General features: G+C 72.9%; 19 protein-coding genes. 17 read left to right on the plus strand and 2 right to left on the minus strand.

The window, feature by feature from the left end; translation table 11 throughout:
- Positions 1 to 56 precede the first annotated feature (56 nt).
- From recG to mutM, 9 genes are all read left to right on the plus strand, one after another.
- Entirely contained in the window at positions 57 to 2,273 is a 2,217-nt protein-coding gene (recG, locus tag AOM46_RS04545; protein ID WP_199823916.1) for an ATP-dependent DNA helicase RecG, read from the plus strand.
- A 320-nt stretch (positions 2,274 to 2,593) separates the two neighbouring features.
- Positions 2,594 to 3,094: a DUF6227 family protein gene (locus AOM46_RS04550; RefSeq protein WP_062205859.1), complete on the plus strand. Its 501-nt coding sequence runs from the start codon at positions 2,594 to 2,596 to the stop codon at positions 3,092 to 3,094.
- Between the two features lie 133 nt (positions 3,095 to 3,227).
- Positions 3,228 to 3,815 (plus strand): 16S rRNA (guanine(966)-N(2))-methyltransferase RsmD, encoded by a 588-nt coding sequence (rsmD, locus tag AOM46_RS04555; RefSeq protein WP_062205862.1) that lies wholly within the window; start codon positions 3,228 to 3,230, stop codon positions 3,813 to 3,815.
- A 26-nt stretch (positions 3,816 to 3,841) separates the two neighbouring features.
- Positions 3,842 to 4,321, plus strand: a complete 480-nt coding sequence (gene coaD / locus AOM46_RS04560) for a pantetheine-phosphate adenylyltransferase (RefSeq protein ID WP_067225885.1) — start codon at positions 3,842 to 3,844, stop codon at positions 4,319 to 4,321.
- A gap of 93 nt (positions 4,322 to 4,414) precedes the next feature.
- Positions 4,415 to 5,524: an ATP synthase F0 subunit B gene (locus AOM46_RS04565; RefSeq protein WP_062205868.1), complete on the plus strand. Its 1,110-nt coding sequence runs from the start codon at positions 4,415 to 4,417 to the stop codon at positions 5,522 to 5,524.
- A 130-nt stretch (positions 5,525 to 5,654) separates the two neighbouring features.
- Entirely contained in the window at positions 5,655 to 6,344 is a 690-nt protein-coding gene (locus AOM46_RS04570; RefSeq protein WP_078856453.1) for a DUF177 domain-containing protein, read from the plus strand.
- A 2-nt stretch (positions 6,345 to 6,346) separates the two neighbouring features.
- Positions 6,347 to 6,520 carry a 50S ribosomal protein L32 gene (rpmF, locus tag AOM46_RS31595; RefSeq protein WP_078856454.1) on the plus strand — a complete coding sequence of 58 codons (174 nt, stop codon included), beginning with the start codon at positions 6,347 to 6,349 and terminating at the stop codon, positions 6,518 to 6,520.
- Positions 6,521 to 6,539: 19 nt separating this feature from the next.
- Positions 6,540 to 7,358: a ribonuclease III gene (gene rnc / locus AOM46_RS04575; protein ID WP_062205874.1), complete on the plus strand. Its 819-nt coding sequence runs from the start codon at positions 6,540 to 6,542 to the stop codon at positions 7,356 to 7,358.
- Positions 7,351 to 8,211 (plus strand): bifunctional DNA-formamidopyrimidine glycosylase/DNA-(apurinic or apyrimidinic site) lyase, encoded by an 861-nt coding sequence (mutM, locus tag AOM46_RS04580; RefSeq protein WP_062205877.1) that lies wholly within the window; start codon positions 7,351 to 7,353, stop codon positions 8,209 to 8,211. Before rnc ends, mutM begins: the two co-directional genes overlap by 8 nt.
- A 63-nt stretch (positions 8,212 to 8,274) precedes the next feature.
- Here the strand turns inward: mutM and AOM46_RS04585 are convergent, their stop codons facing one another.
- Complete coding sequence (locus AOM46_RS04585; RefSeq protein WP_062205880.1) at positions 8,275 to 9,081, minus strand: CAP domain-containing protein; 807 nt, start codon at positions 9,079 to 9,081, stop codon at positions 8,275 to 8,277.
- 263 nt (positions 9,082 to 9,344) lie between these two features.
- Here AOM46_RS04585 and AOM46_RS04590 point away from each other — a divergent pair, with 263 nt between their 5' ends.
- The 4 genes from AOM46_RS04590 (at position 9,345) to ftsY (ending at position 15,256) form a co-directional block, all read left to right on the plus strand.
- A complete protein-coding gene (locus tag AOM46_RS04590; protein ID WP_267887792.1) occupies positions 9,345 to 9,614 on the plus strand; it encodes an acylphosphatase in 270 nt (89 codons plus the stop codon).
- A gap of 333 nt (positions 9,615 to 9,947) precedes the next feature.
- Positions 9,948 to 10,154: a hypothetical protein gene (locus AOM46_RS04595; protein ID WP_062205893.1), complete on the plus strand. Its 207-nt coding sequence runs from the start codon at positions 9,948 to 9,950 to the stop codon at positions 10,152 to 10,154.
- Between the two features lie 196 nt (positions 10,155 to 10,350).
- Positions 10,351 to 13,917, plus strand: coding sequence for a chromosome segregation protein SMC (gene smc / locus AOM46_RS04600; protein WP_062205897.1), 3,567 nt, complete (start codon positions 10,351 to 10,353; stop codon positions 13,915 to 13,917).
- A 121-nt stretch (positions 13,918 to 14,038) separates the two neighbouring features.
- Entirely contained in the window at positions 14,039 to 15,256 is a 1,218-nt protein-coding gene (gene ftsY / locus AOM46_RS04605) for a signal recognition particle-docking protein FtsY (RefSeq protein WP_062205900.1), read from the plus strand.
- Here the strand turns inward: ftsY and AOM46_RS04610 are convergent.
- Positions 15,253 to 15,963 (minus strand): bifunctional DNA primase/polymerase, encoded by a 711-nt coding sequence (locus tag AOM46_RS04610; protein ID WP_062205903.1) that lies wholly within the window; start codon positions 15,961 to 15,963, stop codon positions 15,253 to 15,255. The two genes, ftsY and AOM46_RS04610, sit on opposite strands and share 4 nt — an antisense overlap.
- 297 nt (positions 15,964 to 16,260) lie before the next feature.
- Between AOM46_RS04610 and AOM46_RS04615 the strand changes: the two genes are divergently transcribed.
- The 4 genes from AOM46_RS04615 to AOM46_RS04630 all read left to right on the plus strand — a co-directional run bounded on the left by AOM46_RS04615 (position 16,261) and on the right by AOM46_RS04630 (position 22,255).
- On the plus strand, positions 16,261 to 17,781 hold the full coding sequence (locus AOM46_RS04615; RefSeq protein WP_062205906.1) for a hypothetical protein: 1,521 nt from the start codon (positions 16,261 to 16,263) through the stop codon (positions 17,779 to 17,781).
- A gap of 329 nt (positions 17,782 to 18,110) precedes the next feature.
- Positions 18,111 to 19,415 carry an ammonium transporter gene (locus tag AOM46_RS04620; RefSeq protein WP_107079972.1) on the plus strand — a complete coding sequence of 435 codons (1,305 nt, stop codon included), beginning with the start codon at positions 18,111 to 18,113 and terminating at the stop codon, positions 19,413 to 19,415.
- Positions 19,412 to 19,750, plus strand: a complete 339-nt coding sequence (locus tag AOM46_RS04625; protein WP_062205909.1) for a P-II family nitrogen regulator — start codon at positions 19,412 to 19,414, stop codon at positions 19,748 to 19,750. The genes AOM46_RS04620 and AOM46_RS04625 overlap by 4 nt, the downstream gene beginning before the upstream one ends.
- Before the next feature lie 24 nt (positions 19,751 to 19,774).
- Positions 19,775 to 22,255 (plus strand): [protein-PII] uridylyltransferase, encoded by a 2,481-nt coding sequence (locus AOM46_RS04630; RefSeq protein WP_062205912.1) that lies wholly within the window; start codon positions 19,775 to 19,777, stop codon positions 22,253 to 22,255.
- Positions 22,256 to 22,299 lie beyond the last annotated feature (44 nt).

Raw genomic sequence — 22,299 nt, forward strand, 5'->3', positions numbered from 1 at the left:
GCACGCGACGGCCGGCCGGGCCCTGGCCACCGCGATTGTCAGTGCGATGGTGTGCAATGGGCACCGTGACCGCCCCGCACGATCCCCTCGCCACCGTTGTCGGCGGCACCACCGCGAAGGTGATGGCCGCCCACCTCGACCTCCGCACGGTCGGAGACCTGCTGCACCACTACCCCCGGCGCTATGCCGAGCGCGGCGAGCTGACCTCGCTCGGCGCGCTGCCGCTGGACGAGCATGTCACGGTGGTCGCCGAGATCGCCGACGCCCGCACCCGCCCGTTCAACAACGGGCGCGGGCTGCGCCTGGAGGTCACGCTCACGGACGGCAGGGGCCGGCTGCGGCTGGTCTTCTTCGGCCGGCGCGCGGTCCACCACCACGAACGGGTGCTGCTGCCGGGCCGGCGCGGCATGTTCGCCGGCAAGGTCTCCCGTTTCCAGCGGGAGCTTCAGCTCTCCCACCCGGCCTACGAGTTGCTGGACGAGGAGAGCGATTCCGCGGCCGTCGAGGAGTTCGCCGGGCGGCCGCTGCCGATCTATCCGGCGTGCAAACAGCTGGAGTCCTGGCGCATCGCCAAGGCCGTCGCCCTGCTGCTCGACTCGCTGGCCGCCACCGACTGGCGGGGGATCGTCGATCCGTTGCCGGAGTCCCTGCGCGAGCGGCGCGCGCTGCTGTCGCTCCCCGAGGCCCTGGAGAAGGCGCACCGCCCGCACGACCGCGCGGATATCGCGGCCGCCCGCGCCCGGCTGAAATGGGACGAGGCGTTCGTCCTTCAGGTCGCCCTCGCCCGGCGCCGCCGGGCCGGAGCCCAACTGCCCGCCCGGGCCCGCGAGCCCGCCGTCGACGGCCTGCTCACCACCTTCGACCAGCGGCTGCCGTTCGCCCTCACCGAGGGACAACGTCGGGTCTCCGACGAGATCTTCGCCGATCTCGCCGCCGAACACCCCATGCACCGACTGCTCCAGGGCGAGGTCGGCAGCGGCAAGACGCTGGTCGCGCTGCGCGCCATGCTGGCCGTCGCCGACTCCGGCGGCCAGTCGGCCCTGCTGGCGCCCACCGAGGTGCTGGCCCAGCAACACCACCGCTCCATCACCGAGATGCTCGGCGAGCTGGCCGAGGGCGGCCTGCTGGGCGGTGCCGAACGCGCCACCAGAGTGGCCCTGTTGACGGGGTCGATGGGCGCCAGGGCGCGGCGCGCCGCGCTTCTGGAGGCGGCCGGCGGCCAGGCCGGCATCGTCATCGGCACCCATGCCCTGATCGAGGACCAGGTGAGCTTCGCGGATCTGGGCCTGGTGGTGGTGGACGAGCAGCACCGCTTCGGCGTCCAGCAGCGCGACGCGCTGCGCGCCAAGGGCGAGCGCCCGCCGCATCTGCTGGTGATGACGGCCACGCCGATCCCGCGCACCGTCGCCATGACGGTCTTCGGCGATCTGGAGACCTCCGTGCTGGACCAACTGCCCCCCGGGCGCTCGCCGATCGCCAGCCATCTCGTGCCGGCCAGGGACAAGCCGCACTTCCTCAGCCGCGCCTGGGACCGGGTGCGCGAGGAGGTCGCCTCGGGCCATCAGGCCTATGTGGTCTGCCCGCGGATCGGCGACGACACGGAGGGCAGGGGCGGCGGTTCGGAAGCCGACGAGCCCCCGGCGGATGGCGAGGAGCGTCGCCCGCCCCTCGCGGTGCTCGACATCGCCGAGGAGCTGGCCGACGGCCCGCTGAGCGGCCTGCGGATCGAGGTGCTGCACGGCCGGCTGGCCCCCGAGGAGAAGGACGAGGTGATGCGCCGCTTCGCCGCCGGCGGGGTGGACGCGCTGGTCGCCACGACGGTGATCGAGGTCGGCGTCAACGTCCCCAACGCCACGGTGATGGTGATCATGGACGCGGACCGCTTCGGCGTCTCCCAACTCCACCAGCTGCGCGGCCGGGTCGGCCGGGGGTCGGCGCCGGGGCTGTGCCTGCTGGTCACCGAGGCGGCCGAGGGCGGCTCGGCCCGGCAGCGGCTGGCCGCCGTCGCCGCCACCACGGACGGCTTCGAGCTGTCCCGGATCGATCTGGAGCAGCGCCGCGAGGGCGATGTGCTGGGCCAGGCGCAGTCCGGCGGCCGCAGCAGCCTGCGGATGCTCGCCGTCATCGCGGACGAGGAGACCATCGTCGAGGCGCGCGCCGAGGCCACCGCGCTGGTCGCCGAGGATCCGGAGCTGGCCTCGGCGCCCGAGCTGAGGGTCACGCTGGACGCCCTGCTGGACGCGGAGCGCGAGGAGTTCCTGGAGAAGGGCTGAACGACTGGCGCGGGTGGGCCGTTAGGCCCACCCGACTGTCAGTGGCACGCGGAAGAATGGGACCGCCCGCGCCGTTCCACCGGGGAACACGCGGTGGATTCCCGGGAGTTGTCTTGATGGACCCGCACTCTGTCGCCGAACGACGGTCCGCCGCCGGGACCGTTCCCACAGGGCGCCCCGAGCGCCCGAGCGGCCCCGTCGCGCGAGGCCCGGGCGGCCGGATCGGGTTTTCGCGAAACGGCCCCCCGGGTCGCAGCGAGAGGACTACGGTGTGTGCCCGCGCTGAGCCCCGCGACGGTGTCGTACCGGGAGGAAACCGCATGACCGAACAGCCAGCAGCCTCGGCCGAGCCGCGGTCGACGCCGGCCCCCGAGCCGGGTGAACTGCTGGAGGACGGAAGACAGGCCGCCCCGGCGGCGGAGCAGTTCGCCCGAGCCCTGGACACCGGCGCAGGCGCCGAGGTCGGGGCCTCCGGCCGCCGGGCCTACCCGGGCCGGGACGCCGCCGACCACGCGCGCCGACTGCTGCGGCGCGCGGTCAACCAGGACCGCCCGGGGGAGGACGTCGTCGGGCAGCTCTCCGGCGCCCTCGGCTACGACATCGGCCGGCTCGCCGAGCCGCGCGCCGGGTACGCGGGGCGCGGCTGGTGCTCCCTCTACGAGCACGCCTTTCTGATGCCGGACGCCAGCGAGGTCCGCCTCTACGAGCTGGAGCACGATCTCACCGAGGAGCGTCAGCTGGTCTGCGAGGTCTATGGCGACGAGGCGAGCGCCAGCCGCGCCGCCCGGCGGCACGGCAGAGCGCACGGAGGTGATCGCTGAACCCCACGGCACGGTTTCCAGCCCCCGCCGGTGTGCCCGGACGCCTCCCGGCACACCTCGGCGCGTCCCCGTGGGCCGCTCCGTATAGCGTGGTGCCCCAAGGCCGATGGACATGAGTGCTGTGAGGATCCCCATGACCCGCGTGATCGCCGGGACCGCAGGCGGACGGCGACTGGCCGTGCCGCCGGGGCAGGGGACCCGGCCCACCTCGGACCGGGCGCGCGAGGGCCTCTTCTCCACCTGGTCCGCGCTCTTCGGACCGCTGGAGGGGGCCCGGGTGCTCGACCTCTACGCGGGCTCGGGCGCCGTGGGTCTCGAAGCGCTCTCCCGGGGGGCGGCCCACGCCCTGCTGGTCGAGCCCGACGCCAGGGCCGCCGGCACGATCAGGGCCAACATCCGCACCCTGGGCCTGCCGGGCGCCGAGCCACGCGTGGCCAAGGCCGAGCGCGTGGTCGAGTCCCCGCCGGAGTCCGCCCCCTACCATCTGGCCTTCCTCGACCCGCCGTACGCGGTCGAGGACGAGGCCGTGGCGCAGGTCCTGCGCTCGCTGCGGGAAGGCGGCTGGCTGACGGCCGACGCGCTGGTCACCGTGGAGCGGAGCACCAGAGGCGGTGCCTTCCGGTGGCCCACGGGATTCGAGGGGCTGCGTTCGCGCCGCTATGGCGAGGGCACGCTCTGGTATGGCGGGTTCATCGCCGACGACGAAGGTGACCGGCCGTGAGTGGCCGGCCGAACGAGGAGAGGCCGTTGCGCCGCGCAGTTTGTCCGGGGTCCTTCGACCCCATCACCAATGGCCACCTCGACATCGTGGCCCGAGCGTCACGGCTGTACGACGTGGTGCACATCGCCGTGATGATCAACAAGTCCAAGCAGGGCCTGTTCACCGTGGACGAGCGGATCGCGTTGATCGAGGAGTCCGTCAAGGACTACGGCAACGTCCAGGTCGAGGCGTTCCACGGCCTGCTGGTCGACTACTGCAAGCAGCGGGACATCCCCGCGATCGTCAAGGGCCTCCGCGCCGTCAGCGACTTCGACTACGAGCTGCAGATGGCGCAGATGAACAACGGGCTCTCCGGCGTCGAGACGCTGTTCATCCCCACCAACCCCGCCTACAGCTTCCTCTCCTCCAGCCTGGTCAAGGAGGTGGCGGCCTGGGGCGGCGACATCTCCCATCTGGTCCCCGAGGTGGTGCTGCGCGAACTGCGGCAGCGGCTCGCCCGGCCCTGAGCGCCCCCACGAGCCCCCCGCGCGCGCCTCTGCGCGCTTACCGCACCCCGGACGGGTGCCCGAGCGCGCGCCGTTGCCCGTACAGTCGCTCCCGTGGACGTACAGCGGAAACTCGACGAGATCGTCGCGACGGTCAGCAACGCCCGAGGCATGCCCATGTCGGCCTCCTGTGTCATCAACAGGTCCGAGTTGCTCACCGGTCTGGAAGAGGTGCGGGACGCGCTGCCCGGCTCCCTGGCGCAGGCCAGGGAGGTGCTCGGGGACCGCGAGCAGGTGGTCGCCGAGGCCCGTGAGGAGGCCAGGCGCGTGGTGGAGGCCGCGCGGACCGAGCGTGCCTCGCTGGTCGACGGCACCGAGATCGTCCAGCAGGCGCAGTCCGAGGCGGCCCGCATCCTGGCCGAGGCACGCGCCGCCGCCGACGAGATCAAGGCCGAGGCCGACGACTACGTGGACAGCAAGCTGGCCAACTTCGAGGTGGTCCTGGGCAAGACCATCGGCTCGGTCGACCGCGGCCGCACCAAGCTCCTGGGGCCCGAACGGGGCGATCCGGCCGAGCTGTTGCGGCAGGCTGACGCCTATGTCGAGGCGCAGTTCGGCGCCATCGAGGCGGTGCTTCGCAAGACGCTGGAGGCGGTGGGCCGGGGGCGGCAGAAGCTCACCGGGCACCGCCCCATCGACGAGCTGGCCGAGCATGTGGCCGCCCAGGAGGCCGCCGACGCCGCCGAGAGCGGCCAGCCCACGGACTACTTCGGCCGGCCTACCGGCGAGCAGGACACCTATGACTACCTGGGCGTTCCACAGCCCCGCCGGGACGACCAGCCGCCGGCCCCGCCGGCCGCCCCCGCCCAGCTGCCGGCGGTCCCCGAGCGGGGGCCCTACGCCACCGCCGGCTATCCCGCGCAGTCCTACGGCGAGGAGAGCTACGGGCAGGAGTACCGCCAGGAGGGCTATGCCGAGGCCGGCTACCAGGCGGACGGCTACCAGCAGCAGGGCTCCTACGGTCAGGCCGGCTACGGCGGGCAGCCGGAGTACGGCCCCGACGGCTACGACTACGGTTCGGCCGCCGCGTCCGAGCCCTCGGCCGCCCCGCAGCGCCCCGGCTACGGCTACCAGGGCCAGGGCGTGCTGGACGAGACCAGCCTCTTCGACACCCAGATGATCGACCCGCAGCAACTGCGCAACTACCAGCAGGGGCAGCCCTGATCGGGAGCCGATCGGTACGCCCCCGCGGATTGGGCCCCGGGCGGGCCCGTGCCGTATGCTGGCCCTTCGGTCGTGAGCACCCCAGGTGGTCACGGCTGCCCGCTCGGTTCCCGATCATCCGGGAGTCGACATGCGCGGTCACCCGGCAGCCCTCGCGAGAAAGCAGACAGCCCTGAACGCCCCGCTGGACCACCGAGCCCCTCTCGTGTTCGACACACGTGAGTTGGGTCGGCGTCCCGGTACGCTCAAGCGGTTGTCGCGGACGGTCGAGGCGCCCGCGGATCTCGGGGTCGAGGTCATTCGAGTCCCCGAGGGATCTCCGTTGGAGATCGAGTTGCGCATGGAGTCGGTGATGGAAGGGGTGCTGATCACCGGCACCGTCCGTTTCCCGCTGGCGGGGGAGTGCGTCAGGTGTCTGGAGCCGCTGACCCGCGAGGGCACGGCGGACTTCCAGGAGATGTTCTCCTACCCCGACTCCGAGTTCTCGGCCCGCTTCGCGGACGCGGGGGACGACGAGGAGGGGGACGAGGAGAGGCTGTTCCTTCAGGGCGACCTGCTGGATCTGGAGCCCGTGCTGCGGGACGCGGTGGTGTTGGCTCTGCCGCTGCGTCCGATGTGTCAGGAGGACTGCCCGGGACTGTGCCCCGACTGTGGGGTGCCGCTCGCGGGGGATCCCGACCATGAGCACGACGAGTCCGTCGACATCCGATGGGCCGCGCTGCGGGAGTTCGCCGAGGCCAGGTCCTCGGAGGCGCCCGCCGGGCAAGACAAGCAAACGAAGGCTCCCCGCGACCGCGGGGACGAACCACAGGAGAATTAGCCGTGGCTGTTCCGAAGCGGAAGATGTCGCGCAGCAACACGCGCCACCGCCGGTCGCAGTGGAAGGCCGCTGCCCCGAATCTGGTGCGTTGCGAGCGCTGCCAGGAGCCGAGGCTCCAGCACATCGCGTGCTCCAACTGCGGTACCTACAACCGTCGTCAGGTTCTCGACGTCTGATCGGCGGGTGACAGGCGTCATGGCACACGCCAGGAGGTCGCAGCCGCAGCCCCAGGCAGCGGCGGACATCGCCGCGTCCCTCGCGACGCTGGAAGGGCGGCTCGGCTATCAGCTGGAGCCCGCCCTTCTGGTGCGTGCCCTGACTCACCGCAGCTACGCCTACGAGAACGGCGGCCTGCCGACCAACGAGCGCCTGGAGTTCCTCGGCGACTCGGTGCTCGGCCTGGTGGTCACCGACACGCTCTACCGCCGTCATCCGGATCTGGCCGAGGGGCAGCTCGCCAAGTTGCGGGCCGCCGTGGTCCAGGCCCGGGCGCTGGCGGAGGTGGCGCGCGGTCTCGACCTCGGCGCCTTCGTCCGGCTCGGCCGGGGCGAGGAGGGCACGGGCGGCCGGAACAAGGCATCCATCCTGGCCGACACCCTGGAAGCGGTGATCGGCGCCGTCTATCTGGACCAGGGCCTGGACGCCGCGGACGCGCTGGTGCACCGGCTCTTCGATCCGGTGATCGAGCGCTCGTCCAACCTCGGCGCCGGCCTGGACTGGAAGACCAGCCTCCAGGAGCTGAGCGCGGCCGAGGGGCTTGGCGTGCCCGAGTATGTGATCGGGGAGAGCGGCCCGGACCACGAGAAGACCTTCACGGCCGCGGCCAGGGTCGGCGGCCAGACCTATGGCACGGGCACGGGCCGCAGCAAGAAGGAAGCCGAGCAGCAGGCGGCCGAGACGGCCTGGCGATCGATTCGCTCCGCCCTCGACACCGCGGCGGCCGAGGCCGCGGCCAAGGCGGCCGCCGAGGAGGAGAAGGCGGACGACGCCGCCGGCGGGGCCCCCGTTGCCTGAACTGCCCGAGGTCGAGGTCGTCAGGCGCGGTCTCGAACGCTGGATCGGCGGGCGGACCGTCGTCGGTGCCGAGGTGCTGCATCCTCGCGCCGTCCGCCGCCATCTCGCCGGCCCGGTCGACTTCGCCGACCGGCTGCGGGGTCTTTCCGTCGCCACTCCGCGCCGGCGCGGCAAGTACCTCTGGCTGCCGCTGGGGGAGGATGCCGCGCTGCTGGCCCATCTGGGCATGAGCGGCCAGCTGTTGGTGCAGCCGGGCCGCGCCCCGGACGAGAAGCACCTCAGGGTGCGGATCACCTTCGCCGATCCGGCGGGCGGCGAGCTGCGCTTCGTCGACCAGCGCACCTTCGGCGGCCTCTCGCTCCATCCGGTGCTGGACGGGGGACTGCCCGATGTCATCGCCCATATCGCCAGGGACCCGCTGGACCCGCTCTTCGACGAGGACGCCTTCCACGGCGCGCTGCGCCGCAAGCGCACCACGGTCAAGCGGGCGCTGCTGGACCAGTCGCTGATCAGCGGGGTGGGCAACATCTATGCCGACGAGGCGCTGTGGCGCACCCGGCTGCACTACGAGCGCCCCACCGCCACGCTCACCCGGCCGGTCACCACCGAGCTGCTGACCCGGGTCCGCGAGGTGATGACCGAGGCCCTTGCGGTGGGCGGCACCAGTTTCGACAGCCTCTATGTCAATGTGAACGGCGAGTCCGGCTACTTCGACCGTTCCCTGGACGTCTACGGGCGTGAGGACGAGCCCTGCCGCCGCTGTGCCACGCCGGTGCGGCGGCGTCCCTGGATGAACCGCTCCAGCTACTTCTGCCCGAAGTGCCAACGGGCGCCCCGGGATCGGGCGGTCTAGCAGCGGAAGGTCCGGCGAGCAGCCGAGGGCCCGGTGAGAAGCCGGACGTCCCGGCCGAGCGTCCTAGAACCCGAACGTCTGGGTCCACCAGGGGCCGCCGCCGGCGAAGTGCGCGCCGAGGCCCATGGTGGTGAAGTCGCAGTTGAGGATGTTGGCCCGGTGCCCCTCGCTGTTCATCCAGGCGTCCATCACCGACTGGGCGTCGGGCTGGCCCATGGCGATGTTCTCGCCGCCCATGTTGCTGATGCCGGCGCTGGCCGCGCGGTCCCAGGGGGTGCGGCCGTCGGGGTCGGTGTGGTCGAAGTAGCCGCGCTGGGCCATGTCCCTGCTGTGGGCGAGTGCCACATTGGTCAGCCCCGCGTCCAGCCGAAGCGGCTGGCAACCCGCCTGTCCACGCGCCTGGTTCACCAGGCCGAGCACCGCCTCGGCGGCCTCGACCTCGGGGGTGGGGGCGGGCTCGTCCTGCTGGGTGGGCGGGTCGCTCGGCTCGGGCTCGGGTTCCGGGCTCGGCGAGGCCGGCTCGGTGGTCTCCTCGCTCGCGGTGGGGGAGGGCTCCTCGGTGGGCTCCTCGGTCTCCGGCTCGGCCTCCGGTGTCTCCTCGGCCGGTTCCGTGGTTTCCTCCGCCGTTTCGCGCTCCGCGCCCCGGGTGGCGCGCGGCTCCGCCCGTTCCGGGGTGGGGTCCGAGGTGGCCGACGGGCTGCCGGAGCGGTCGCCCGCGGCGTCGAGGTCGGTGTCGTTCTGCCCGGTGAACTGCTGGGCGAGGCCCGGTATCAGGCCGCTGCCCAGGGCGACCGCGCCTACGGTCAGCGCCGCGGAGGCACCGATGAGCCCGGTACGCGCGTACCCGCGCCGGCGACGATGGCGTCCCATGCGCAGCGCCTCCCTGTCTGTCGTTCAGCTGCGTCGTTCCGGTGGCGGCATGTCCATCTTGAGATCAAAACTTCACTCGAATGGGTGCCGTTTCAACGCGTGACTGTACGGCATGGCGTGGTACGGAGTGCGGTCGCGAAGGTAAAACAACGGATAGCGTGCGTCACATGCGACGTTCGACACCCGAGCCGGAAGGCCGTTCCGAAGATCGTTCAGGGGAGCCCTCGGCGACGCCGGGAGACCCGGGGGAGTCGGCGGGCCGGGTGCGGATGACCGTCTGGGTGCGCGGTCGGGTCCAGGGCGTCGGCTTCCGTTGGTACACCAGGGCCCGGGCGTTGGAGATCGGCGGGCTGACCGGCTTCGCCGCCAACCTCGCCGACGGGCGGGTCCAGGTGGTCGCCGAGGGGGCGCGCGAACGCTGCGAGCGACTTCTCGACTGGCTGCGCGCCGGCGATACACCCGGCCGGGTGGCCGGTGTCACCGAGATATGGGACACACCGCGCGGCGGCTACGAGGGGTTCGACATCCGATGAGCCACGCCCGCGCGCGGAGCGGAAAGCATCCCAAACTGCTTGCCATCCCCGCCGCGACGTGCAAGGCTTCCGGCTCAAGGAGCTTCCGACGCACCCCCACCCCCCGATGATCCTTTGGGGCGCGCTCACCCGGCCGGACCCGTGCGAGACGGCGCGCTGGGCGATACGCGGTGTGATCGTGTTGACCGTCCAACTTTTTGGTGAGACGCTGAAAGTCCCGCGCGGTTCTGCCGGCTGGCCATGGAACACGAGGCAGAGCGCCCGTCGCGGAAGTTATCCCTCACGACCTACCAACGGCTTCGGTCGGTCACTCAGTGTGGAGGACCATCCATCATGGCAAAGGCGCTTCTCGGTCACGTCGGCGGTTTCGACCCCCGAGTCCTCGCCGAGATGCGACGGCTTCAGCAGCGCGTCCAGGACCTGGAGACCCAGCTCATCCGGGTTCAGGCCGAAAACGACGCGCTGTCCGCCGCCGCTCGGCAGAGCGACCGGATGCTTGACGGCATCGACGTGCGCAAGGCGGAGCCCGCCCTGACCTGACCTCAACGACGAGGCTGGCTCCAGGCGCTCACCACTTGCGGTTTATCTCATGCGAGGGACGCTTCGGCGTCCCTTCGTCATGTCGTGACGTATTGAGTTCGCGTGCTGACCCAGGCTGGCTTACTCACTGATCTGCCCCCCTTCCTCCGCGTCGAAACGGCTAATCGCGGAAGAGCGGCGGGTAAAGTCCGACGGCGTGCACCTCAAGAGCCTCACCCTGCGAGGGTTCAAGTCCTTCGCCTCGGCCACGACGCTGCGCTTCGAGCCCGGCATCACGTGCGTCGTGGGGCCCAACGGCTCGGGGAAGTCCAATGTGGTGGACGCCCTCTCCTGGGTGATGGGCGAGCAGGGCGCCAAGTCGCTGCGCGGCGGCAAGATGGAGGACGTCATCTTCGCCGGGACCACGGGCCGGCCGCCGCTGGGCCGCGCCGAGGTCTCCCTCACCATCGACAACGCCGACGGTGCGCTGCCCATCGAGTACGCCGAGGTGACCATCACCCGGACGATGTTCCGCAACGGCGGCAGCGAGTACCAGATCAACGGGGACACCTGCCGGCTGCTCGACGTCCAGGAACTGCTCTCCGACTCCGGCATCGGCCGGGAGATGCATGTCATCGTCGGCCAGGGGCAGTTGGACTCCGTGCTGCATGCCGACCCCACCGGGCGGCGGGCGTTCATCGAGGAGGCCGCCGGCGTTCTCAAGCACCGCAAGCGCAAGGAGAAGGCGCTGCGCAAGCTGGAGGCGATGCGCGCCAATCTCGCCCGGGTGCAGGACCTCACCGACGAACTGCGGCGCCAGCTCAAGCCGTTGGGGCGGCAGGCCGCCGTCGCCCGCAAGGCCGCCGTGATCCAGGCCGATCTGCGTGACGCGCGGCTGCGGCTGCTCGCCGACGATCTGGTCGCCCTGCGCGGCGCGCTGCGCGCCGAACTGGCCGACGAGGCCGCGCTCAAGGAACGCAAGGAGGCCGCCGAGCAGCGACTGAAGGCGGCGCTGCGCCGGGAGAGCGAGCTGGAGCAGGAGGTCCGCACCCTCGCGCCGCGCCTCCAGCGCGCCCAGGACACCTGGTATCGGCTCTCCCAGCTGGCCGAGCGGGTGCGCGGCACCGTCAATCTGGCGGATGCCAGGGTGACCAGCGCGACGGCCCAGCAGCCCGAGGAGCGTCGGGGCCGGGAGCCGGAGGAGCTGGAGCGCGAGGCGGCCCGGGTGCGGGAGCAGGAGGCGGAGCTGACCGCCGCGCTTGAGGCCGCCGGCATCGCGCTGGAGGACACCGTCGCGCACCGCGCCGAACTGGAGCGGGCGTTGGCCCAGGAGGAGCGCCGTCTCAAGGACGCCGCCCGCGCGCTGGCCGACCGCCGCGAGGGGCTGGCCCGGCTGCACGGCCAGGTCAACGCGGCGCGCAGCCGCGTCGCCTCGGCGCAGGCCGGTATCGACCGACTCACCGCCAGCAGGGACGAGGCGCTGGAGCGCGCCACCACCGCCCGCGCGGAGTACGAGGCGCTGCGCGACGAGGTGGCCGGCCGGGAGGCGGACGACGGCGAGCTGGCCGGGGCACATGACGCGGCGAAGGCCGAACTGGCCGCCGCCGAGACCGCGTTGGGCGCCGCCAGGGAACAGCTGGGCGAGGTGGAGCGGGAACGCGCCGCGGTTGTGGCCCGGCGCGACGCGCTGGCGCTCGGCCTGCGTCGCAAGGACGGCAGCGGCGCGCTGCTGACCTCGGGCGACGAGCTGGCCGGGGTGCTGGGCCCGGCGGCCGAGCTGTTGACGGTCACCCCCGGGTACGAGGTGCAGATCGCGGCCGCGCTGGGCGCGGCGGCCGAGGCCGTCGCCGTGGCCGGTCCCGCCGAGGCCGCCGAGGCGCTGCGCCGCCTGCGCAAGCAGGACGCGGGACGGGCCACGCTGCTGGTGGGCGCCGCCGACGAGGGGGCCGCCGGCCGGCCGGCCGAGGAGGCGCCCGCGCCCTGGTGCTGGGCGGTCGATCTGGTGCGTGGCCCGGCCACGCTGTTGCCCGCCGTGCGCCGCCTGTTGGTCGATGTGGTGGTGGTCGACACCCTGGACGACGCGCTGCGGCTGGTGTCGGCACGGCCGGCGCTGACCGCCGTCACCGGCGAGGGCGATGTGCTCTCGCGGCGCCTGGCGCACGGCGGCTCCGCCGGCGCACCCAGCACCCTTGAGGTGCGGGCCGCCGTGGACGAGGCCGAGGCGGAGGCGGAGCGGCTTGCCGCGCGTGCCGTTGAGTTGACCGCCGCCCGGGAGAGCGCGGTCGAGCGGCGCCGCGCGGCGGCGGCGGCCGTCGAGGAGCTGGCCCAGCGGCGCAGCGCGGCGGAACGGGAGCGGTCCAGGGTGGCGCAGGACCTGGGGCGGCTGGGCGGCCAGTCCAGGGGCGCGGCCGGGGAGGCGGAACGGGCCGAGGCGGCCGTCGAGCGCGCCACCGCGGAGCTGACCCGGGCGGTCGAGCAGGCCGAGGAGTTGGCCGAGCGGCTGGCCGTCACCGAGGAGGCCGGCGAGGACGACGACGATCCCGACACCTCGACGCGGGACCGGCTGGCGGCCGACGGCGCCAACGCCCGGCAGACCGAGATGGAGGCCAGGCTCCAGGTCCGCACCCACGAGGAACGGGTGCGCGGTCTGGCCGGGCGGGCCGATTCGCTGGACCGCGCGGCGCGCGCCGAGCGCGAGGCCAGGGCCAGGGCGGAGCGGCGCCGGGCCAGGGCGCGGCACGAGGCGGAGGTCGCCGGCGCGGTTGCCGACGGGGCGCGGCAGCTGCTCGCCCATGTCGAGGCGTCGCTGGCCAGGGCCGAGGCGGAGCGCTCGGCGGCGGAGGCGGCCAAGGCCGAGCGGGAGCGGGCCCTGGCGGCGGAGCGGTCGGCCGGGCGGGAGGTGAAGGACGAGCTGGACAAGCTCACGGACTCGGTGCATCGGGGCGAGGTGCTGGGCGCGGAGAAGCGGCTGCGGATCGAGCAGTTGGAGGCGCGGGCGCTGGAGGAGCTGGGCGTGGAGCCGGCGGGGCTGGTCGCCGAGTACGGGCCCGACCAGCCGGTGCCGCCGTCGCCGCCGGCCGAGGGCGAGGAGCTGCCGGAGGATCCCGAGCATCCGCGCAACCAGCCGGTGCCGTTCGTCCGTGCCGCGCAGGAGAAGCGGCTGCGGGCCGCGGAGCGCGCCTACAAGCAGCTGGGCAAGGTGAACCCGCTGGCGCTTGAGGAGTTCTCGGCGTTGGAGGAGCGGCACCAGTTCCTGAGCGAGCAGCTGGAGGACCTCAAGAAGACCAGGGCCGATCTGTTGCAGATGGTGAAGGAGGTGGACGAGCGGGTGGAGGAGGTCTTCACCGCCGCCTACCACGACACCGCCAGGGAGTTCGAGGGCGTTTTCAGCCGGCTCTTCCCCGGGGGCGAGGGCCGGCTGGTGCTGACCGACCCGGACGACATGCTGGCCACCGGGGTCGAGGTGGAGGCCAGGCCGCCGGGGAAGAAGGTCAAACGCCTGTCGCTGCTCTCCGGTGGCGAGCGCTCGTTGACGGCGGTGGCCCTGCTGGTGTCCATCTTCAAGGCGCGCCCCAGCCCGTTCTACGTGATGGACGAGGTGGAGGCCGCGCTGGACGACACCAACCTGCAGCGGCTGATCCGCATCATGCGGGAGCTCAAGGACAGCTCCCAACTCATCGTGATCACGCACCAGAAGCGCACCATGGAGGTCGCCGACGCGCTCTACGGCGTGTCGATGCAGGGTGACGGGGTCTCCAAGGTCATCAGCCAGCGGCTCTCCTGAGCCGGCCCGCCCGTGCGCCGACCGGCGCGCGCGGGCCCGTGCGCCGGGCGCTACCTTAGGAGCCGCACGCACCGACGCCTCGCCGCCCGGCCGTCGCGGCCGGGCACCACCAAGGGAACCGATGGACACTTTTCTCCTCGTCGTAGTCATCGCCGTGGTCGCCGTCGTGGCGATCAGCGGCCTGGTCGTCAGTCGCCGGCGTCGGCCCGCGCCACCGTCGGAGGGCGAGGCGAAGCGCACCACCACGCGCACCACGACGCGCCCGGCGCCGCCGGAGGAGCCCCGGGTCGGGGAGGACGCGGCCGCTCCGGTCGACGAGGAACGCCGCACCGTCGAGGATGTCGAGCTGCCGCCGGCCCCCGGCGAGACCGCGCCGCCGGCGGAGCCGGAGATCGAGGTTCCCGAGCCGTCCGCCGGCCGTCTGGTGCGGCTGCGCGCGCGGTTGGCGCGTTCGCAGAACTCCCTGGGCCGTGGCCTGTTGACGCTGCTCTCCCGGGAGCGTCTGGACGAGGACACCTGGGAGGAGATCGAGGACACGCTGCTGACAGCCGATATCGGGGTCGGTCCCACGCAGGAGCTGGTGGAGCGGCTGCGGGAGCGGGTCCGGGTGTTGGGCACGCGTACCCCCGAGGAGCTGAAGGCGTTGCTCCGCGAGGAGCTGCTGGTCCAGCTGGAGCCCGAGCTGGACCGCGCGGTGCACACCGAGGGCGGCGTCTCGGCCGACGGCGAGGAGCGCCCCGCCGTGGTGCTGGTGGTCGGGGTCAACGGCACCGGCAAGACCACCACCACGGGGAAGTTGGCCCGGGTGCTGGTCGCGGACGGCAAGTCCGTGGTGCTGGGCGCGGCCGACACCTTCCGCGCGGCGGCGGCCGACCAGCTGCAGACCTGGGGCCAGCGGGTCGGCGCGCGTACGGTGCGCGGCCCGGAGGGCGGCGATCCCGCGTCGGTGGCGTTCGAGGCCGTCAAGGAGGGCATCACCGAGGGCGCCGACGTGGTGCTGGTGGACACGGCCGGCCGGCTGCACACCAAGACCGGGCTGATGGACGAGCTGGGCAAGGTCAAGCGGGTGGTGGAGAAGCAGGGCCCGGTGAACGAGGTGCTGCTGGTGCTGGACGCCACCACCGGGCAGAACGGTCTGGTGCAGGCGCGGGTCTTCGCCGAGGTCGTCGACATCACCGGGATCGCGCTGACCAAGCTGGACGGCACCGCCAAGGGCGGCATCGTGGTGGCGGTGCAACGTGAGCTGGGCGTGCCGGTCAAGCTCGTGGGCCTGGGCGAGGGCGTCGACGATCTGGCGCCGTTCGAGGCCGAGGCGTTCGTGGACGCGCTGCTCGACTAGTCGGCGGGGGCCAGCCGGTGGCAGAGGCTGGCGAGGGCGCCGAGCAGTGAGTCGCCCGATGGCGGGGTCGCCGCCGTCTCCAGATCCGGTGGGCGCAGCCAGCCGACGGCGCCAAGACCGGCGAAGTCGGACGGCGGGGCCGCGATATGCCGGCCGGCGCCCAGCCCACGGAGCCGGAGCCGGATGCCGCTCCAGCCCAACCGGTCGAGCAGCGAGGGGAGTTCGGCGGCGATGCCGGGGGCGACAAAGAACCAGGCGCGCCCGTCGGGGGCCAGCGCGACCGGGCCGAGAGGCACGGCCAGCCGGTCGAGGCGGGGGAGCGCGGCCCTGGCCACCGACTCCGGCACCTCCAGCACGTCGAAGGCCACGCCGGTGGAGAGCAGCGCGGTGGCGGACGGCGTCTCGGCCCTGGCGTCCGCCCAGATGTCCAGGGCGCGGTCGAGCGGGCTGCCGGCGGGGATGGTGCGGCCCCGGGGCAGCGGATGGGTGCCGGGGCGGGAGCAGTCGGCGTGCCCGCAGGAGCATTCGGTGCCTCGGCGACCGGCGGCCGGCCGCAGTCCGGCGCCGGGGGTGACGTCCCATCCCCAGAGCCCGACGTACTCGGCGACCGCGGTGTCCATCGGGGAGCGGCCCTGACCACGCCGTACCCGGCCGGTCGTCGGGCGTGGTCCGCCACGTTCCCGCATGCCGCCGATGGTGAAACCCATGCACACTCCAACGGGTCCGGTCTGCCGAGGTTACGGTTCGCGCCGGCGGCGCCCGGGGGCGCACGACAGGCCGCGCACGCCCCCGGCGTGCTTCGCTTCGGGGGGCTTCGAACAGCGTGCGTACAAGTGAAGCGTGCGAGGTGGGCAATAGGTTCAGGCGGGAGGGGTGGCGAATGGTGGCGATTGCGATGACGGTCTCGTCACGCGCGTGATCGTAGGATTACTTTCAGTGCACCGTAGACGGTATGTCAGCAGGCGGGTCCCCCACCGTGGGACTCCCGGGATCGGAGCGTAAGCGTGGGCGGCAACGGCAGCGGCGGGGCCTCCGCCAGGCGGCCGAACGAACGGCTGACCTCGTGGTTCCACCGCAGTGGCTGGTCGAAGGGGGAGCTGGCCCGACAGGTGAACCGACGGGCGAGACAGCTCGGCGCGCACCATGTCAGCACGGACACCTCGCGGGTGCGGCGCTGGCTGGACGGCGAGCAGCCGCGCGAGCCGATACCGCGCATCCTCTCCGAGCTGTTCTCCGAGCGGTTCGGCTGCGTCGTCAGCGTGGAGGACCTGGGGCTGCGCTCCGCCCCGCACTCCGCCGCGGTCTCCGGCATCGACCTGCCCTGGGCGGGAAACCAGACGATCGCGCTGATCAACGAGTTCTCCCGGAGCGATCTGATGCTCGGCCGCCGCGGCTTCCTCGGCACCTCGCTGACCATGTCGGCCGGCCCGGCGCTGATCGAGCCGATGCAGCGCTGGCTGGTGCCGACACCCACCGCGCCCGACGCCCCCCAGGGGGCGAGGCTCAGCTCGTTGCCGCCGTCGAGGGCCGGCGAGCCCCGCCGGCTGACCCGGATCTCCGGCGCCGAGCTGGACCAACTGGAGGAGGCCACCGCGCAGTTCCGCGACTGGGACGCGCAGTGCGGCGGCGGTCTGCGGCGCAAGGCCGTGGTCGGCCAGCTGCACGAGGTGACGGATCTGCTCCAGGAGGCGCAGTCACCCCGGGTACGCCGTCGTCTCTTTCGGGTGACGGCCGAACTCGCCGAGCTGGCCGGCTGGATGAGCTACGACGTCGGGCTCCAGCCCACCGCGCAGAAGTACTTCGTGCTCGCGCTGCACGCGGCGAAGGAGGCGGAGGACCGGCCGCTGGGGGCGTACATCCTCTCCCAGATGAGCCGCCAGATGATCCATCTGGGCCGTGCCGAGGACGCGTTGGAGCTGATCCATCTCGCCCAGTACGGCAGCAGGGAGCAGGCCACCGCCCGCACCCAGGCGCTGCTCCACGCCATGGAGGCCAGGGCCTACGCCTCGTTGGGGCAGCCGCCCAAGTGCCATCGCGCGGTGCGGATGGCGGAGGACGCGTTCGCCGAGATCGGGCCGAGCGACGCCGATCCGGCCTGGCTGCGCTTCTTCTCCCGCGCCGAGCTGTACGCCGAGAACGCCCACTCCTACCGGGACCTCGCCTATGTCGCCGGCCGCAGCCCCGCCTATGTCTCCCGGGCCCGGCCGTTGATGGAGGAGGCCGTCCGGCTCTTCGCCGACGAGTGCGCGAACGACTCCGGCGGAGGGCATCAGCGGTCGTATGCACTCAACCTCATCGGGATGGCCACCGTGCACCTGCTGGCGCGGGAGCCCGAGGGCTGCGCCCAGCTGTCCGAGCAGGCGTTGGATCTGGCCAACCGGCTGCGTTCCGAGCGGGTGAGCAACCGGCTGCGCACCACCTGGGCGACCGCCAGGAGGGATTTCGGCGAGGTGCGCGAGGTCGCCGATCTGACCGAGCGGCTCTCCGAGGAACTGCCGGAAAGCGAGGCCAGCAGGGCGGTGTAGCCTCCGCCGCCCCCACCGACCCCGGCCGTGCCCACCACCCGGAACAGCCCGACTCGGCTCCCCCGCCAGGTCACCCGGGTGGCTCAGGGGCACGGCCGGTTCTCGTCCTTCGGGCGGCTCCGCGCCATGGACATGTCCGACCGTGTCGGACACAGTAGCGCGCCCGATCCCGGCCTACGCACGTTTCATTGCGGCGTAACACGGGGTCGTCCATCGTCACGCCCGCGAAACACACCGGAGCATCGACCGAAACCGCCCTCGGGGAACGTGTGGCGCATCCTGACCCATCCTGCCCGCACGGTTGCACTTTCTTACGAGGAGACGTCACGTTGGAAGCAGCAGATATCGCTTTTGTAGTGATCTGTGCCGCCATGGTCATGTTGATGACCCCTGGCCTCGCCTTTTTCTACGGTGGCATGATCCGTGTCAAGAGCGCCCTCAACATGCTCATGATGTGCTTCATCGCCACCGGTATCTCCAGCGTGCTGTGGGTGCTGTACGGCTTCACCATCGCCTTCGGTGACAGCGTCAACGGCGAGGGCAACGACTTCATCGGCAACTTCGACTACCTCGGCTTCAGCGGACTGGCCGACCTGACCGTCGAGGGGTCCGACGCCATCCTCACCTTCGCGGTGTTCCAGCTGATGTTCGCCGTGCTCACGCCGGCCCTGATCAGCGGCGCCCTGGCGGACCGGGTGAAGTTCAGCGCCTGGGCCGTGTTCATCGCCCTCTGGGTCACCATCGTCTACTTCCCGGTCGCGCACTGGGTCTGGGGCGAGAACGGCTGGATCGCCGGCCTGGAGATGGACGGCAACTCGGTGATCGACTTCGCCGGCGGAACCGCGGTGCACATCAACGCGGGCGTGGCGGCACTCGCCGCGGTCCTGGTGATCGGCAAGCGGATCGGCTTCAAGAAGGACCCGATGCGTCCGCACAACCTGCCGATGGTGCTGCTGGGCGCTGCCCTCCTGTGGTTCGGCTGGTTCGGCTTCAACGCCGGCTCGGAGCTGGCCGCCAACGGCACCACCGCGCTGATGGCCCTCAACACCATGGTCGCCACCGGCACCGCCGTCCTCGGCTGGCTCGTCTACGAGCGGATCCGCCACGGCGCCTACACCACCCTCGGCGCGGCCTCCGGCGCCATCGCCGGCCTGGTGGCGATCACCCCCTCCGGCGCCAACGTCAACCCGCTGGGCGCGCTCCTCATCGGTCTCGTCGCCGGCGTGGTCTGCGCCTGGGCCGTCAGCCTGAAGTACAAGCTCGGCTACGACGACTCCCTCGACGTGGTCGGCGTCCACCTCTTCGGCGGCATCGTCGGCACCCTGCTGGTCGGCTTCCTCGCCGTCGACGAGGCGGGCGAATGGGCCGGCGGCTTCTCCCAGTTCGCGCTCCAGGCCATCGCGGCCGGCGCGGTCATGGCGTACTCCTTCGTCGTCACCTGGATCCTGGCCAAGATCATCGCCTCCACGATGGGCTTCCGCGCCACCGAGGAGGAGGAGACCGGCGGCCTCGACCTGGCCTACCACGCCGAGACCGGATACGACTTCAGCCAGGCCGGTTCCGGTACGACGCCGGGCAGCACGGTTCCCTCGACCGCCGACAAGGCGGCCGGTGACAAGAAGGTGGACGCATGAAGCTGATCGTCGCGGTGATCAAGCCGCACCGACTCGACGAGGTCAAGGAGGCCCTCCAGGCGTTCGGGGTGCACGGCCTCACGGTGACGGAGGCCAGCGGCTACGGCCGGCAGCGCGGCCACACCGAGGTCTACCGGGGCGCGGAGTACACCGTCGACCTGGTGCCCAAGATCCGGATCGAGATCCTGGTCGAGGACGACGACGCGGACCAGCTGCTGGATGTCGTGGTGAAGGCCGCGCGGACCGGCAAGATCGGTGACGGCAAGGTGTGGAGCCTGCCGGTCGAGACCGCGATCCGCGTCCGCACCGGGGAACGCGGCCCCGACGCCCTGTAGTACGACCCCACGGGAGTGGACCGGATGACGGCCCTGACACCAACCACCAGCGAGGAAGAGGGCCGCGAACCCGGCTATGCCTCGGCCCGGCTGCGCCTCCTGACCCAGGAGGCGCGGTCCGGGCCGCCGCGGCGTGCGGAGCTGGCCCGGCTCACCGACGACTGGCTCGCCGGACTACTGCGGACCGCGCCCCGTCCCACTCGGCTGGCCCTGGTGGCCGTCGGCGGCTACGGCCGAGGCGAACTCTCCCCGCGCAGCGACCTCGACCTGCTGCTGCTGCACGACGGCAAGGCCACCGCCGCGGAGATCGCCGCGGTCGCCGACCGGCTCTGGTACCCGGTCTGGGACCTGGGCATCGCCCTGGACCACTCCGTGCGCACCCTCGGCGAGGCACGCGCCACCGCCGCCGACGACCTCAAGGCGCACCTCGGCCTGCTGGACGCCCGGCATATCGCCGGCGACGCCGCGCTCACCGCCGAACTCCGCACCGAACTCCTCGCCCAGTGGCGGGCCCAGGCCCCCGCGAGGCTCCCCGAACTCCACGAGCTGGGACGCGAACGCACCCGCCGCCACGGCGAGCTGCCGTTCCTCCTCGAACCCGATCTCAAGGAGGCCAGGGGCGGACTGCGCGACGCCACCGCGCTGCGCGCCGTCGCCGCCTCCTGGGTCGCCGACGCCCCGCGCCAGGGCCTTGAGGCCGCCCGCAACACCCTGCTCGACGTGCGCGACGCCCTGCACCTGAGCACCGGAAGGGCCACCGACCGGCTCGCCCTCCAGGACCAGGACCAGGTGGCCGAGGCCCTGGGCGTGCTGGACGCCGACACCCTGCTGCGCCAGGTCTACGAGGCCGGCCGCACCATCGCCTACGCCTCCGACGTCACCTGGCGCGAGGTGAGCCGGGTGCTGCGCGCCCGCACCACGCGCCGCCGGCTGCGCGGGCTGCTGAGCGGCCGCGCCGGCCGCGCCGCCCCCGCCGAGCACCGCACCCCGCTGGCCGAGGGTGTGGTGGAACAGGACGGCGAGGTGGGTCTGGCGCTCGCCGCCCGCCCCGACCGCGACCCGGCGCTGCCGCTGCGCGCCGCCGCTGCCGCCGCCGAGGCGGGGCTGCCGCTGGCCCCGCCGGCCGTCGCCGCGCTGGCCGCGCAGCCCGCGACGCTGCCCGTGCCCTGGCCGGCCGAAGCCCGCGAACAGCTGATCACCCTGCTCGGCGCGGGACCCGACACCGTCCCCGTCTGGGAGGCCCTGGAGGCCGGCGGCCTGATCACCCGGCTGCTCCCCGACTGGGAACGGGTGCGCTGCCGCCCGCAGCGCAACCCGGTGCACCGGTGGACCGTCGACCGGCACCTGGTGGAGACCGCCGTCCGCGCGTCCGCGCTCACCCGCCGGGTGCGCCGGCCCGACCTGCTGCTGGTCGCCGCGCTGCTGCACGACATGGGCAAGGGCTGGCCGGGCGACCACAGCGTCGCCGGCGAGACCATCGCCAAGGACATGGCGGCCCGGATCGGCTTCAACGCCGCCGACACCCAGGTGCTCGGCACCCTGGTCCGGCACCATCTGCTGCTCGTCGAGACGGCCACCCGCAGGGACCTCGGCGATCCGGCCACCGTCGCGCTGGTGGCCGACGCCGTCCGCGACCCGCTCACCCTGGAGCTGCTGCACGCGCTCACCGAGGCCGACGCGCTCGCCACCGGGCCGGCCGCCTGGTCCACCTGGCGCGCCTCGCTCGTCGCCGAGCTGGTGAAACGGGTGGCCGCCAGCCTGCGCGACGGTGCCCCGCCCGAGGCGGCCGTCGAGGCCCAACCCACCGTCGCCGCCGAGCGGTTGGCCGTCGAGGCGTACCGCACCCAGGCGCCGGTGCTGCGGCTGCGCGCCCGCCCGACCGAGAGCGATGACGACGCCGCCGTCGGGGATCCGGACCAGGCGGCCGACGCCGAGCCCGTCGGCGTGGAGCTGACCGTCGCGCTCCCCGACCAGCCGGGGGTGCTCCCCGCCGTCGCCGGCGTGCTGGCGCTGCACCGGCTGACGGTGCGCTCCGCCGAACTGCGCGGTATCGACCCCACCGGTCAGGGCCAGGTGCTGCTGCTGGACTGGCGGGTGGCCGCCGAGTACGGCTCGCTGCCGCAGGCCGAGCGGCTGCGCGCCGATCTGGTCCGGGTGTTGGACGGATCGCTCGACATCGCCGGCCGGCTGGCCGAACGCGAGGCCGCCTACCGCCGCCCGCGTCGGCGCAGCCTGACCGCGCCACCGCCCCGGGTGACGGTCGCCCCGCTCGGCTCCCGTCTCGCCACCGTGCTGGAGGTGCGCGCCGGGGACGCCCCAGGGCTGCTGCACCGGATCGGACGGGCCCTGGAGGACGCCGGGGTCCGGGTGCGCAGCGCCCATGTCAGCACGCTGGGCGCCAACGCGGTCGACGCGTTCTATGTGACCGGGGCCGACGGAGCACCGTTGCCGCCGGCCGGGGCCACGGAGCTGGCCCGCGATCTGGAGCGGGCGCTGGCCGACTGAAGCGTCCCCGGGCACGGGCTGCCGGTTTGGGCCGTGGGGCGGAT

Source organism: Streptomyces sp. NBRC 109706 (assembly GCF_000974485.1).
Taxonomy (GTDB): domain Bacteria; phylum Actinomycetota; class Actinomycetes; order Streptomycetales; family Streptomycetaceae; genus Streptomyces.

Excerpts from the sequence above, each read along its gene's own strand:
- recG (WP_199823916.1), top strand. The coding sequence starts at position 57 with ATGGGCACCGTGACCGCCCCGCACGATCCCCTCGCCACCGTTGTCGGC.
- AOM46_RS04550 (WP_062205859.1), top strand. The coding sequence starts at position 2,594 with ATGACCGAACAGCCAGCAGCCTCGGCCGAGCCGCGGTCGACGCCGGCC.
- rsmD (WP_062205862.1), top strand. The coding sequence starts at position 3,228 with ATGACCCGCGTGATCGCCGGGACCGCAGGCGGACGGCGACTGGCCGTG.
- AOM46_RS04570 (WP_078856453.1), top strand. The coding sequence starts at position 5,655 with ATGCGCGGTCACCCGGCAGCCCTCGCGAGAAAGCAGACAGCCCTGAAC.
- rnc (WP_062205874.1), top strand. The coding sequence starts at position 6,540 with ATGGCACACGCCAGGAGGTCGCAGCCGCAGCCCCAGGCAGCGGCGGAC.
- AOM46_RS04585 (WP_062205880.1), bottom strand. The coding sequence starts at position 9,081 with ATGGGACGCCATCGTCGCCGGCGCGGGTACGCGCGTACCGGGCTCATC.
- AOM46_RS04595 (WP_062205893.1), top strand. The coding sequence starts at position 9,948 with ATGGCAAAGGCGCTTCTCGGTCACGTCGGCGGTTTCGACCCCCGAGTC.
- ftsY (WP_062205900.1), top strand. The coding sequence starts at position 14,039 with ATGGACACTTTTCTCCTCGTCGTAGTCATCGCCGTGGTCGCCGTCGTG.
- AOM46_RS04610 (WP_062205903.1), bottom strand. The coding sequence starts at position 15,963 with ATGGGTTTCACCATCGGCGGCATGCGGGAACGTGGCGGACCACGCCCG.
- AOM46_RS04625 (WP_062205909.1), top strand. The coding sequence starts at position 19,412 with ATGAAGCTGATCGTCGCGGTGATCAAGCCGCACCGACTCGACGAGGTC.
- AOM46_RS04630 (WP_062205912.1), top strand. The coding sequence starts at position 19,775 with ATGACGGCCCTGACACCAACCACCAGCGAGGAAGAGGGCCGCGAACCC.